Source organism: Flavobacterium anhuiense, assembly GCF_900101855.1.
In the GTDB taxonomy this organism is placed as follows: domain Bacteria; phylum Bacteroidota; class Bacteroidia; order Flavobacteriales; family Flavobacteriaceae; genus Flavobacterium; species Flavobacterium anhuiense.
Map to the genome: position 1 here is coordinate 466,647 of NZ_FMVC01000004.1, position 14,154 is coordinate 480,800.

Annotated in this window: 8 protein-coding genes; 5 read left to right on the top strand and 3 right to left on the bottom strand. The window is 33.4% G+C overall.

Annotated elements, in window-relative coordinates; translation table 11 throughout:
• Positions 1 to 121 precede the first annotated feature (121 nt).
• Positions 122 to 2,491, top strand: coding sequence for a GAF domain-containing protein (locus tag BLP44_RS13150; RefSeq protein ID WP_091133536.1), 2,370 nt, complete (start codon positions 122 to 124; stop codon positions 2,489 to 2,491).
• Positions 2,492 to 2,718: 227 nt separating this feature from the next.
• Here BLP44_RS13150 and BLP44_RS13155 read toward each other — a convergent pair whose 3' ends face one another.
• On the bottom strand, positions 2,719 to 3,906 hold the full coding sequence (locus tag BLP44_RS13155) for a Pycsar system effector family protein (protein WP_066033828.1): 1,188 nt from the start codon (positions 3,904 to 3,906) through the stop codon (positions 2,719 to 2,721).
• A 26-nt stretch (positions 3,907 to 3,932) separates the two neighbouring features.
• Here BLP44_RS13155 and BLP44_RS13160 point away from each other — a divergent pair, with 26 nt between their 5' ends.
• On the top strand, positions 3,933 to 7,664 hold the full coding sequence (locus BLP44_RS13160; protein ID WP_091133538.1) for a metallophosphoesterase: 3,732 nt from the start codon (positions 3,933 to 3,935) through the stop codon (positions 7,662 to 7,664).
• A gap of 156 nt (positions 7,665 to 7,820) precedes the next feature.
• On the opposite strand, the gene BLP44_RS13165 is transcribed toward BLP44_RS13160, so the two are convergent.
• Positions 7,821 to 8,678, bottom strand: coding sequence for an SdiA-regulated domain-containing protein (locus BLP44_RS13165; RefSeq protein WP_091133735.1), 858 nt, complete (start codon positions 8,676 to 8,678; stop codon positions 7,821 to 7,823).
• Between the two features lie 76 nt (positions 8,679 to 8,754).
• Positions 8,755 to 9,807 carry a hypothetical protein gene (locus BLP44_RS13170; RefSeq protein WP_008468177.1) on the bottom strand — a complete coding sequence of 351 codons (1,053 nt, stop codon included), beginning with the start codon at positions 9,805 to 9,807 and terminating at the stop codon, positions 8,755 to 8,757.
• Between the two features lie 106 nt (positions 9,808 to 9,913).
• Between BLP44_RS13170 and BLP44_RS13175 the strand changes: the two genes are divergently transcribed.
• The 3 genes from BLP44_RS13175 to BLP44_RS13185 are packed head-to-tail and all read left to right on the top strand — an operon-like array spanning position 9,914 to position 14,030.
• Positions 9,914 to 10,825 (top strand): ABC transporter ATP-binding protein, encoded by a 912-nt coding sequence (locus tag BLP44_RS13175; protein WP_008468174.1) that lies wholly within the window; start codon positions 9,914 to 9,916, stop codon positions 10,823 to 10,825.
• A gap of 3 nt (positions 10,826 to 10,828) precedes the next feature.
• A complete protein-coding gene (locus tag BLP44_RS13180; RefSeq protein WP_091133540.1) occupies positions 10,829 to 11,665 on the top strand; it encodes an ABC transporter permease in 837 nt (278 codons plus the stop codon).
• 13 nt (positions 11,666 to 11,678) lie between these two features.
• On the top strand, positions 11,679 to 14,030 hold the full coding sequence (locus tag BLP44_RS13185) for a T9SS type B sorting domain-containing protein (protein ID WP_244511766.1): 2,352 nt from the start codon (positions 11,679 to 11,681) through the stop codon (positions 14,028 to 14,030).
• Positions 14,031 to 14,154: the final 124 nt, after the last annotated feature.

The window sequence follows — 14,154 nt, forward strand, 5'->3', positions numbered from 1 at the left end:
AAACTGGCTTTCGTGACGCGTTTATTTTAAAGGCAATCAGCTATTTAACTATAGCGAAAGAAATTACAAAATGTCGTACATTCTTAATTTATGCTTAATTTTGCATTAAAAAATAACTCAGATGGATATTCAATTTTTTAAAGAAAGTCCTTTTACCACTATAATTTCATTTCATAAGCTTATTGAATCTTTTGAAGAAATTGCTCGGTCAGATGTTGATTACAGATCAAACTATGCCAAAGCAATTTTAGAACAAATTGAATTAATTCCGGAACTTAGGACTGGAATCCAGGATTATTCGGTTATCAAAAACAATGAAGCTTTAATTAAGAATATCTTAGCCGATTTATTTCCAACTGCATTGACGCACAATGAAATAAAAGCGGTTACGATTCCATTCCAGAACATCTCATTTAATTATACGGAGCGTTTTAAGAAAATCTTGAAAAATGCCGGAGATGAATTTTATATGGAAATTCGTGATTTTAGCGAACATCAATTCTATATTAATAACTGCTGTTTAATTCTAAGCAATTATTACAAACAGCACGTTGATTTCAATCAGCCCTTTTTCTATGACATTCCGAACGAAAATGGAATTGAAAAACATTATCGTATTTTATACAATGCTGATTTCATGGAAATTACACCGACTGAAAACGCTGTTCCGCTAACTCAAGAAGATATCGATCAATTATTAGACAACTATAACGACATCAATTTATGGAAATCTAAATTTCCAAAAGGAAGTTGGATTTTAAGAGGTTTTGGAATTGTTTCATTATTTGATGCTACCACAGAAAGTGCTATTTCTATTCTAAAAAGCAATTTATTGAAACCTGGCCCTAAAACAGTTACGACTGACGAGGAAGTTTCTAATATTTTTCAATCCATTTTTAATCTTCCAAATTTGAAAGTCGGATTTATTATTTATAATTCCGAGGAAGAGAAATTTATCAGACCGGCAAAATACGAAAATCAGATGAAAAGCTTTCTTCTTTCTGACGATCAGGAAGTGGATTGCAAAAATGCTTTTTTTGGATGTTCTTTCGAAAATCTATTAGACAATCAAGAGCCTTTTGTAATTTCTAACGTCAGCAAGTTTACCAAAGAATCTACAAACAAAAGACTCGGCGAACATTTACTGTCACAAGGCATTCAAAGCTGTATTTTTGCTCCTGTCATTAAAAGTGGACATTTATTGGGCGTTGTGGAACTGGTTTCAGAAAATCCAAGAGATCTGAACAGTGTAAATGCTACAAAACTCGATTTGGTTCTGCCGTATTTAACTGATACGATTGATCGCTATAATACCGATATGCAACATCAGATTGAAGCGATTATTCAGCGCGAATATACTACCATTCACCCGAGCGTATACTGGAAGTTTAAGAGAGAATCGCAAAATTACTTTCAGAATATGAATCATACTAAAGATTATATTTTTAAAGAAATTGTTTTTAAGAATGTATATCCGCTGTATGGTCAAATAGATATAAAAGGTTCGTCTGAACACCGAAACGAAACGGTTAAAATTGATTTAAAAAGTCAACTTACAGCTCTGTTAGAGATTTTTGATAATCAAGACTCTAATTCAAATCTTGTTCTGTTGGAACAAAGAAAATTTGAATTGGAATCGCTTAGAAGCGAATTGGATTTTCCTTTAAAAGCAGACACCGAACAGCATGTACAGCGTTATATTGAAGAAGAAATTCATCCGATATTAAAAAACACTAAAAGCAATCCAAAAAGTAAAAAGCTTGAAGAATTGTATTTTGAAAAACTGGATGAAAAAACCGGCATGTTTTATCAGGAAAGAAAGAAGTTTGACAATGCCATGTCGATTATCAATAAAAGATTAGCAACGGTTTTAGACAGAAAACAAGTTGAAGCCCAGCAGATTTATCCGCATTATTATGAACGTTTTAAAACAGATGGTGTTGAGCACAATTTATATATTGGAGCTTCAATTTCGCCAACAAAACCATTCGATATTATGTATCTGCATAATCTTCGTTTATGGCAATTGCAGACTTTATGCGAAATGGAACTGGAACACCATGATCTTAAAGAATCTTTACCATATGAATTGGATGTCACGTCACTGATTCTGGTTTTTAGTTCTGCGCTTTCTATACGTTTCAGAATGGATGAAAAACGTTTTGATGTAGATGGAACTTACAATGCAAGATATGAAGTGGTTAAAAAACGAATTGACAAATCTCATATTAAAGGCACAAACGAAAGAATTACTGAAAAAGAGAAAATTACAATTGTTTACTCTCAAAATAGTGAAGAAGCAGAATATTTAAAATACATTAAATACTTGCAACACAAAAAAATTCTGGAGCCTTCTATTGAACAATTTGAAGTTGAAGATCTTCAAGGAGTTTCTGGTTTGAGAGCGATTCGCGTGAAAGTAATCAACAATAATTCGAATCCAGGAATTAAAAAAATAACCTATCAGGATTTATTAGATGAGCTCAACTAAATAGTTGAGCTTTTTTTGTTTTTAAAAACATAGATTTTGAAAACCGATAAAAGGCATTTCATTTTTTTGAAAAAAACATAGTCGCACCTAATATTGAAAAAAGCTTTGTCAAAGTCTAAACTTTGACAAAGCTTTCTGAATTTTGAGCTATGTGTGAGAAACAAGTTTCTTTCTCTATTCTTTTTTACACAAAAAGATCTATGTTTCTATGTGTTTAAAATTTTAATTTAAATAGACTTAAAAGCAATCACAAACGCAATTACCGTTATGATAATTCCAAACATAAAAAAATTGTAGGCAATTCGGAGTAAATTATATTTTCGCTGTAAAACCAATCCCAAATAATACAAATCTTTAATCATGGTTGAGTATAAATAATCACGGTCTTTCATCATTTCGTTCATTGCCCAATCATAATCTTCGAGCGGCATTTTGTAGAAATTTCCAAAAAACATCAAATTCACTTTTTTAGCTTCTACATCATCTCGAGTAAAAAATCCAGATGTTACTTTCGGGCGTGTAGAAAGAATCGCAAAAATAATTGTAATTACACTCGACATCAGCATAATAAACGTTGGCACGACCAAATGCGCATTTTTCGGACTATCCAATTTTGGAATAATAGAAGACAAAGCTATCGAAATAATAATGGCATTTACAGACAATAAAATATTGGCTTTGCTATCTGCAATACCGCTTAAACGCGTATGATTTCCAAGAGTGACACGAAATAAAGTATCAATCCCACGATCTGGTTTATCGGCTTTTTCAGCTTTCTCTCTTTTTTTATTTTCTTCTTCGAGTGCTGCGGCGGCTTTCAATTCCTGTTTATTGATTTTTTTCTGAATTAATAAAAGATTTTTTTCTTTCAGAGGCTGCCATTTTCTCAAGGCGTAATCTGTGTAGAATCTGTGTTTATTCAATAAAAAATTCAGGTTTTCTCTTGTCCATTCCTCATTAGAAAAACTCACTATACCTGCATTTTTTAATTCCAAACGCAGTAATTCGCAAGTTGTCGCATATTCAGCTCCCATTAAATGGGCATAATCTGCATCTCTGATAATCTTTTCTAAGTGTGTTCTAGGCTCATATTCTTTAACCGTAGCTAGAATCAAACTCGAAACAAGCGCGATAAATTCTTCCGATTTTCCTTTTTCTCGTAAAAACTCAGCAGCAATTTTTGTACTTGTTTTTTCATGATTTTCATACCCTTCAATATATCCCGTATCATGAAACCATGCAGCAACCAAAAGTGCTTCCTTATCCTCACCGCTTACATCTTCTTTTTTGCAAAGTTCTTTGACTGCAGTAACAACTGTAAAAGTATGATTAAAATTATGGTAAGAATATAAATTAGAAAGTTTATCTTTGAGTAAATTACTCACGAAATCTTCGGATTGTTCTATTAGATTCATAAAGAATATTTTTATACCACTAAATTATGAAATTGTTTTTGGATAATCATTTTATTGCTAAGATTAAAAACTATTCATTAGCAATTATTGCCCTATTCATTGTTTACGCCTGCGCCACTCGCAAACCGCAATACGGAAAAAATGTTAGTGCCAACGAAACAGAAAACGCAACAGACACCATAAAAATTGCACATACTTTTTTCCTTGTTGGAGATGCTGGAAATGCCGACGAAGAACAGGCGCAGCAAACGCTTGAACTTCTGCATAAAAAACTTAAGAAAGCAAGTAAGAAGTCAACGCTTCTTTTCTTAGGCGACAACATTTATCCGAAAGGATTTCCGGGCGATAAGCATCCTGAGGATAAGGCTTTAGCAGAAACTAAATTAACTAACCAATTAAAATTAACTGAAGGTTTTAAAGGAAAAACAATCGTAATTCCTGGAAATCATGATTGGTACAGCGGTATCAAAGGGCTAGAACGTCAAGCTGATTTTGTTACGAAATATTTAAATGATAAAAAAGGTTTTCTTCCAAGGAAATCCTGCCCTATTGAAAACGTAAAAATAGATAGCACGACTACTTTGATAGCTGTTGATAGTGAATGGTTTCTTGAAGACTGGAACGATCATCCAACAATCAATGATAATTGCGAAATTAAAACCAGAGAAGCTTTTTTTGAAGAACTCGAAGGCCTTTTAAACAAAAATCAAGAGAAAACCGTTGTTTTGGCTATTCATCATCCCTTACTAAGCAACGGAACACACGGCGGGCAATTTTCATTAGAAAAACAATTATTTCCTTTAGAGCAAAAAATTCCGCTTCCGATAATTGGTTCGTTTATCAATTTATTACGAAAAACTTCTGGTGTAAATCCGCAAGATATCCAGAACAAACAATATACGATTTATACTAAAAGAATTAAAACCCTTTTGCAAAAGCAGAAAAATGTGATTGTAGTTTCTGGTCACGATCATAATCTGCAATATATCAGTAAAGAAAATATCCAGCAGATTATCAGCGGAGCAGGCTCAAAATCGGAAGCCGCACGAGCGATCAATCCTTATGATTTTTCATATGGCGGAAATGGTTATGCAACATTAACTATGTTTAAAAGCGGAGACGCAAAAGTTTCTTTTTATGGAAATGAAAATGGCAAAGAAAAGTTGCTTTTTGAGCGAGAGATTATAAAAGCCAAAGAAATTAACTGGGCTTCTGATATTCCCAACAAATTTCCTGAAACTGTGACCACTTCGATTTATTCTCCAAAAATGACTCAAAAAAGTGCATTTCACAGATTTTTATTCGGCCAGCATTATAGAAAATATTACAGTCTACCGATTGAAGCGAGAATTGCTACAATTGACACTTTAAAAGGAGGCCTAAAACCCATTCGCGAAGGCGGGGGACATCAATCCGTTTCATTAAGAATGTCTGATCCTCAAGGGCGTGAATATATCATGCGTGCTATGAAAAAAAGTGCGACTGTATTCTTGCAATCAGTGGCTTTTAAAGATCAATATGTGGTAAATGAATTTGAAAAAACATACGCCGAAGATTTTTTGTTTGATTTTTACACTACTTCTCACCCTTATTCTTCTTTCGCTATTGGAAGCATGTCTGATCAAATTGGATTGAGGCATACGAATCCAATCCTGTACTATATTCCGAAGCAAAATGGTCTAGGCGAGTTTAATGCGAGTTTTGGAGACCAATTATATATGGTTGAAGAAAGACCTGCTGACAATCATCTTGATGGCAAAAATTTTGGAAAACCAAGTAACATCATCGGAACTGATGATATGATGCTGAACCTTCATAAAGATGAAAAATATACTGTTGATGAAAAAGAATATATCAAAGCGCGTTTGTTTGATATTCTTTTAGGCGATTGGGACAGGCATAGCGATCAATGGCGTTGGGCTGAATATAAAGAAGATGGTAAAGTGATATACAGACCAATTCCAAGAGATCGTGATCAAGCATTTGTAAAATACGATGGCGCCTTACTTTCACTTATAATGAATATGCCTCCTCTTCGTCATATGCGAACTTTTAAAGGTGATAGAATCAATGTAAAATGGCTTGGAAGAGAACCATATCCTATGGATTTGGCATTTCTAAAAACTGCTGGAGAAAAAGAATGGGTTGAACAAGCCAAATACATTCAGGAAAACTTAACAGATGCAGATATCGATGTGGCTTTCAAAAACATGCCAAAAGAAGTTCAAGACGAAACGGTTGATGAAATCAAAGCAAAACTAAAAAGCAGAAAAAAAGATCTTCAGAAATATGCTCGCGAGTATTCTGAAGTGTTAGATAAAACCGTTATGATTGCGGGAACAGATAAAAAAGACAAGTTTGTTTTAAATCATAATGTAAAGAAAGGTATTGAAATTCAGGTTTTCAGAATTAAAAAAGAAGGAGATGAATTGCTTTACACCAAAAACGTAACTGATGCTAAGACCAAAAATCTTTGGATTTACGGACTAGACGATAATGATGTTTTTGAAGTAAAAGGAACCGAAAAATCTAGCATTAAAATTCGTCTGATTGGTGGTCAGAACAACGATACTTATAATATTGAAAACGGAAGAAAGGTTATTGTTTACGATTTCAAATCTAAAGAAAACACATACAATCTTGATTCTAAAACGCAAACTCAGCTTACAGACGATTACGAAGTTAATGCTTACAATTACGAAAGGCCAAAATATAATGTAGTATCTGGTCTTCCAAACATTGGCTATAATCCAGATGATGGTGTAAAAGTAGGAGTTAATGTCAATTATACGGTTAACAATTTTAAACAAAATCCGTACACGCAAAGACATATTTTTAATGCCTTCTACTATTTTGCAACTGGCGGTTTAGAGTTTAATTATGCCGCACACTTCCCTGGTTTATTGGGAAAATGGGTTATTGATGTAGAATCATTGTATACAACTCCAAATTTTGCCATGAACTATTTCGGTTATGGAAATGAATCGCAATACGACGATGATTTAGGAATGGATTACAATCGTGTGCGCATTAGAAAATTTAATGCTTCGGGCGCTATTCGTCATGTTGGAAGATATGGAAGCGAATTTAGCATTCAACCCATTTTCCAAAGAATGACGGTTGAAGATACAGAAAATAGATACATCAACATTCCGGGTATTGTAAATCCAAATGTATTTGACAGTCAGAATTACGGAAGTTTAAAAGTAAAATATCTCTTTAAAAATTCAGATTTTGCCGCGAAACCTACATTAGGAATGTATTTTATGATCGCAGGAACATGGACGACAAATCTTGACGACACAAAAAAGAATTTCCCTACGCTTGAAAGCGTTTTAGGATTTACCCATAAAATTGATCACAACGGAAAATTGATATTAGCTACTTATCTTAAAGGAAAGGCCATTTTCAACAATAATTACGAATTCTATCAAGGTGCTTCTCTGGGAGGCGATACTGATTTACGAGGTTTTAGAAATGAGCGTTTCTTAGGAAATTCTTACTTCTCCCAAAGCTCTGATTTACGTTTGAGCATAGGAAAAATCCGCAAAACGATTGTGCCTTTTACGTACGGAATTTTAGGAGGTTTCGACTATGGAAGAGTTTGGCTTGATGGCGAAAATTCTAAAAAGTGGCACCAAGATTACGGCGGCGGACTTTGGCTGAATGCGATAAATGTTATTACAGCAAGAATCTCTTATTTCAAATCTCCAGACGAAATTGGAAGATTGATTTTTGGGGCAGCATATAGTTTTTAAAAAAAGAAGCTGAGATTCTGAGATGCTAAGGTTCTAAGTTTTTTTTAGCCCTGAGTTTAAAAAAATAGCCACGAATTCACGAATGATTTAGTTTAATTCGTGAATTCGTGGCTAACTTTTTTGCTTTAAAACTTAGTATCTTAGCAACTTAGAATCTTAGAGTCTAAATTCATAAACCTCACCTCCTATTTTGTTTGTTTTTTCGTCAGCGATAAGCAAAGTGTTGTTGTCTTTAAAAACGATGGCTTCTTTTTGTGAGAAATGATTTAAGTTTAATTCTGTTTGAGTTCCTTTATGGAATAAATCTCCTTTAAAGTTTTTAAACAAAAGCACTTTATCATGACTTAATAAAGCTACTTTTTTTCCGTCTGGACTTATTGTCGCACTTGTCAGGACACAATGATTGTAATTGTTGCAAGTTTTAAATTCCCCCATTTTAACTGCTTTCTGAGTTCCTGCAGCATTTCTGATTTTGTATATAAAAGCTGTTCCGTCAAAACCTTTGCTTCTATTTTTGGTAAAAAGATAGAAATAGCCACCTTGCTCAAAGAAACCTTCAACATCGTAAAACATTTCTTTTTTCTTTGGCGGAAATTCCTTTTGCTCTGGGTATGAAAATGAAATTTTATATTCAGCTTTAGCTACATCATGATTCAATTCATTTTTTGGAAGCTTATAAATGCACAAATCTCTTCTTTCATTATCATTATTTCCAAAATCGCCAATGTAGATATTTCCCGTTTTATCTCTTGTAATATCTTCCCAATCTACATTTGTAGCGTTTGAAATCGTAATGGTTTTGGCTAATTCCCCTTTAGAATCGATAGCATAAATAGCATTTTTATTTCCGCTGTCTTCCAATGTATAAAGGGTTTTGGTTTCAGGAAAATAAGCGATTCCAGAAACTTCTTTTAATTTTTTCGGAAGCGAATAAAGTTCTTTTAAATCAGAACCAGATTGTTTCTGGCAAGCTAATAAAACTATTGAACAGATAACCAAAAAAGATTTTTTCATAAAATTATTTTTTAAAACCATATAATTTAAAAAGATTGGCTTAATTGATCTTATATAATTTATATGATGAAATGATTTAAACTAAGTTAGTGTTTTTAAAATTACGGGTAATAAATTCAAATGCAGCGTGCATAATATGTCCCATTGATTTTGCATTTTTAAATTTCATATCGTTTGTATAACGGTACAATTCCATTTTTAATTGCAATAAATGCTCCTGCGTTGAGATGGTATCATGGCACATAATATTCAGCAATTTTTTTATTCTCGTTTCGGCTGAATGAATACGTTTTGCCAAAATTGCTCTTTCTTCATCCTTATATTGAATGATTGAACGTTCCTCTAATTTCTCCTTGATCAATTGAATCATCGGAAAATTTTCCTTGAAAAACTGCGGGCGATACACTTTAAAATTTCCTTCGTAACATTGCTGGTCAAAATCGATTGGACGAATTTTATAGACTACCTGATCAAAATCGTGAATCGGGACAATTACATAATTATATGCCCTCATATCTCCCAAAAGACGAATCATACAGCGTTCGTTAAATTTGACAAACTCTTTGGCAATCTGTGCTTTTTCCATTTCACTACATTTGTCTAGCAGCGTATCCATAAAAACATCACCAGGAATTCCGATAATATGCTCTTCGATCAAAGTATCTTTATAAACCAAAAAGTTAATTTTATCTGGCGAAAGAATATCCTCCAATTCCAGTCCGTAAATACGAGATGCATCTGCTTTTTTGATGTAAAAATGGACATAGTTATCGTTGAGAATATTTCGGACCTTAATTCTAAAAGGTTTTGAATTTCCGAACGTACAATAATCAATTGCATCGACGTTTAGATATTGAATAATTTCACTATTACCATCAGAATGCAGAAGCGAGTATATTTTCTTCAGATTTAAATCAATTTCATTACGTTCAAATTCGCTATAATATACCCGAATCCAAAGCGTGTCGGTATCATTTTTATCATAAACATTTATCGAACCCGAAAAACGCAGCAAGTCATCATAAAACACAGAAACTTTAGAAATACGCTCGTATCGCTCTAAATAACTTAAAAGTGGTTGTGTTAAAGGAAAAGACGGTTTTTTTAAAACCATTAAAGGCTCGCTCATTTTGAATATCTTTATTACAAATTTACGTCAATACGATTTAAAGTTAGAATTTAAAGTAACAAAAATCAACTTGGCTCGTCATACTAAAAACTAAAACCAGAAAAATTTGGAAACCATATTAACCATTGAGAATTTAAGTAAGAGATACGGCCGTATTCAGGCTCTAAAAAATGTATCTTTTCAAATACAAAAAGGTCGTGTTTATGGCATTCTAGGGCCAAACGGCAGCGGAAAATCGACTACTTTAGGAATTGTATTGAATGTTGTCAATAAATCTTCTGGCAATTATCGCTGGTTTGATGGCAATGTTGAAACTCATGACGCCTTGAAAAAAGTCGGTGCCATAATAGAAAGACCCAATTTCTATCCGTACATGACGGCAGAGCAAAACTTAAAATTGGTCTGCAAAATCAAAAACATCAACTATTCTAAAGTCAATGAAAAACTGGAATTAGTTGGTTTGAGCGAGAGAAAAGACAGCAAATTCAGCACTTTTTCTTTAGGAATGAAACAGCGTCTGGCTATTGCGTCGGCACTTTTAAATGATCCGGAAATTTTAATTTTAGATGAACCCACCAACGGATTAGATCCGCAGGGAATTCATCAGATTCGAGATATCATTAAAAAAATTGCCTCACAAGGAACTACTATTTTATTGGCTTCACATTTATTGGACGAAGTAGAAAAAGTGTGTTCTCAAGTAATTGTTTTAAGAAAAGGTGAAGTTTTATATTCTGGTTCTGTTGACGGAATGTCTTCAAACGAAGGTTTCTTTGAAGTTCAGTCAAATGATAATCTACTTTTAAAATCTTCTTTAATTGAGCATCCTGCTGTAGATAGAGTTTCTGAAGAAGACGGAAAAGTTCTGGTTTACTTAAAATCAGATTTATCAGCTTCAGAGTTAAATCAGTTTTTATTTTCTAAAAATATTGTATTAAGTCATTTAGTAAAACGTAAAAACAGTTTGGAAGCACAATTTTTAGAATTAACCAAAAACGCTATCGCTCAAAAAAACTAAACCATGAAAAGACTTCTTTCTATAGAATTGCAAAAAATCTGGATGAACAAAGCCAGTAAAATATTAACTCTAACTTATTTCATTTTACTTTCTTTTATAGCCTTAATTGCAGCTATAAAATTCGACATAGGACCTTTCAAATTTCATTTGGCAGAAATGGGAATTTTTAATTTTCCTTTTATCTGGCATTTTAATACTTATGTTGCCGCTTGGATGAAATTCTTTTTAGCAATCGTTATTGTTTCAATGATGGCAAATGAATATAGCTATGGAACTTTAAAACAAAACTTAATTGATGGTCTTAGTAAAAAAGAATTTATTCTATCGAAATTCTTAACTGTCGTTTTATTTGCCTTTGCGTCTACTGTTTTTGTTTTTGTAATGAGCTTAATTCTAGGATTATGCTTTTCTTCTTACACAGAGTTCGGGATTATCTTTAGTGACTTAGATTACCTTTTGGCCTTTTTTGTAAAACTGACAGGTTTCTTTTCTTTCTGTTTATTTTTAGGAATCTTAGTAAAACGTTCTGCTTTTGCATTGGGTTTCCTTTTGGTTTGGAACATTCTTGAAGGTATTGTTAAAGCTATTTTGGCATTCAAAGTTTTTCCCGACAGCAACACTAATCAAAAAATAATGCAATTTTTCCCGTTGGAAGCTATGTCTAATTTAATTGTCAATCCAGGCCCAAGATTATCTGTTGTCAAAAATATTGGCACACAAATGGGAATTGAAACCGATGCTGATTTTAGCGTTGATTATTTTGCTGTTTTTATTGTTTTAATTTGGACTTTCGTATTTATACATTTTTCTTACAAATTATTAAAAAATAGAGATTTGTAGTATATTTGCTACTATGAGTCCTTCAAGAATTTTATTTCTAACATTCTTTTTGTGCTGTTTTTATAACAAAATCAGTGCACAGGCTATATCTGTAAATTCTACTGCCATACCAGCCGATTTAATTCAGAATGTTTTAATAAATAGTTCTTGTATAGATACTGAAAGCGTAAGTGCTTCAGGGAATCCGACTCCAAACCAACAGAGTTATGGTTCTTTTACGGGAGGTGCAAATTTTCCATTCTCTAGCGGAATCGTTTTAAGCACTTCCCCAAGCAAAAAAGCTGAAGGCCCTTACATACAGCAAGAGTCAAAAGGCACGCAAGTGCCAGGTTGGAATGGCGATACTGATCTTAATCAGGCGCTGGGAATTAATAGCAGCACTCAAGCAACATTCTTAGAATTTGATTTTACAGCGTTGACCAACTCTATCAGCTTTAATTATATTTTTGCCTCAAATGAATATCAACTCAATTTCCCTTGTATTTATTCAGACGGATTTGCTTTTTTGATTAAAGAAGCGGGAAGCACTGAAAACTATAAAAATCTCGCTGTTTTACCCAATACTACGACAGCAGTTTCAGCAACAACAGTCCATCCAAAAATTGACAACATGAACGGAGCTGGCGGAGAACCACTTATTGGCTGTGCCGCTGTAAATGAAAACTACTTTAATGGATATAATACAACTTCTAGCCCTATTAATTATGCTGGCCAGACAGTAGTCATGAACGCTTATACAGATGTCATTCCAAACAAAAAATACCATTTAAAATTGGTTATTGCCGATGATGCAACAAGACAGTATAATTCGGCAGTTTTTATTGAGGCAGGCAGTTTTGTAACGAAAATAAATTTTGGTGAAGATAGAACTGTAGCAAATAACAATCCTATCTGTTTTGGCGAAAATTACGTTTTAGACACCAATATAAGCTCACCAGCTTACACTTTTAAGTGGTTCAAAAAAGATGCTTCCAACAATTATGTTGAGATTTCTGGAGCAACGTCTTCATCTTATCCTGTACAAACAACAGGAATGTATAAAGTCGAAGCAAACTTGACTGGCTCAACATGTATTTCTATAGGAGAAATTACCATTGAGTTTGCTCCTGAAATTCAATCAACCAACACTTCTTTATTACAATGTGATGATGATGCCGATGGTTTTACCATTTTTGATTTAACGAAAGTTGCTAATATTGTAAAAAACAATAATCCGCAGATCACCAATCAAGGATATTACGAAACTTTGGCCGATGCACAGGCAAAAACAAATCCAATTTCAAATCCGCAGCGTTACACCAATAAAGCTCAGAATCAAATTGTTTTTGCTAGGATTGAAAATGCTTTTGGCTGTAGTGCAATACCTCAAATTACATTAAATGTTTCAAGCGCTGTAATTCCAAATCAGACTCCAATTGCCAAGTGTGATGAAGATGAAACGCAAGACGGTCTATATCAATTTGATTTAGCGACAGAAGTGACTCCTCAAGTTTTAACGGGTTTGCCCCCAGGATTGATCGTCAATTATTTTTTGACAGCTTCAGATGCAGTTACAGAGACTAATCAGCTACCCAATATTTTTAAAAATACTACGCCCAATAGCCAAACTATCTACGCTCGTGCTGCTAATGGCTCAAACTGTTATGACATAACTCCTATCGAATTGATTGTACATACTTTTGACCCGCCTAATTTTGAAGATGTAACACAATATCTTTGTAAAGGTGATGAGATAACATTAGACGTTGCTACTGGCTTTAGCAGCTATACTTGGTCTAACGGAAGTACGACAAATTCAACCCAAGTTAATACCGCTGGTGATTACTCTGTGACGGTAACAGATGTAAATGGATGTAAAAAAACCAAACTCTTCAAAGTAATTTTATCTGAGCCAGCTACAATTACAGGAGCAGATGTAAAAGATTTTTCTGGAATAGACAATTCTGTAAAAATTCTGTACACTGGAGTTGGAAATTATGAGTTTTCTCTTGACGGAAACACTTTTCAAGACGATCCTACTTTCACACAAATAAGTCCAGGAATCTACAATGCAATTGCCAGAGACAAAAATGGTTGTGGTCCGTCTAATGTATTTCAAATATATGTTTTGGATTATCCGCGCTTCTTTACTCCAAACGGAGACGGATACAATGATTTGTGGGCAATTAAAAACATTGACCAAATGCCAGACTATACGATCTCCATTTTTGACCGCTACGGAAAATTATTAAAACAAATGAATCAGAATGGATCTGGTTGGAACGGAATTTTTAACGGAAGAGAAATGCCTTCAGATGATTATTGGTTCACACTTCTTTTTGTTAATGGAAAAAATGTAAAAGGACATTTTAGTTTAAAAAGATAAAACTACTTCAAATTTCAACTTTTTTAAATTCCAAATCCCAATAAATGATTAGTTTTATAGATAAAAAGAATCCCAAACTCCATAATTGGAATTTGGGATTTTTTATATTGAATTTTAAATCAGA

Bases quoted from the DNA above. Each gene is read 5' to 3' on its own strand.
- BLP44_RS13150 (WP_091133536.1), top strand. From the start codon at position 122: ATGGATATTCAATTTTTTAAAGAAAGTCCTTTTACCACTATAATTTCA.
- BLP44_RS13155 (WP_066033828.1), bottom strand. From the start codon at position 3,906: ATGAATCTAATAGAACAATCCGAAGATTTCGTGAGTAATTTACTCAAA.
- BLP44_RS13160 (WP_091133538.1), top strand. From the start codon at position 3,933: ATGAAATTGTTTTTGGATAATCATTTTATTGCTAAGATTAAAAACTAT.
- BLP44_RS13165 (WP_091133735.1), bottom strand. From the start codon at position 8,678: ATGAAAAAATCTTTTTTGGTTATCTGTTCAATAGTTTTATTAGCTTGC.
- BLP44_RS13170 (WP_008468177.1), bottom strand. From the start codon at position 9,807: ATGAGCGAGCCTTTAATGGTTTTAAAAAAACCGTCTTTTCCTTTAACA.
- BLP44_RS13180 (WP_091133540.1), top strand. From the start codon at position 10,829: ATGAAAAGACTTCTTTCTATAGAATTGCAAAAAATCTGGATGAACAAA.
- BLP44_RS13185 (WP_244511766.1), top strand. From the start codon at position 11,679: ATGAGTCCTTCAAGAATTTTATTTCTAACATTCTTTTTGTGCTGTTTT.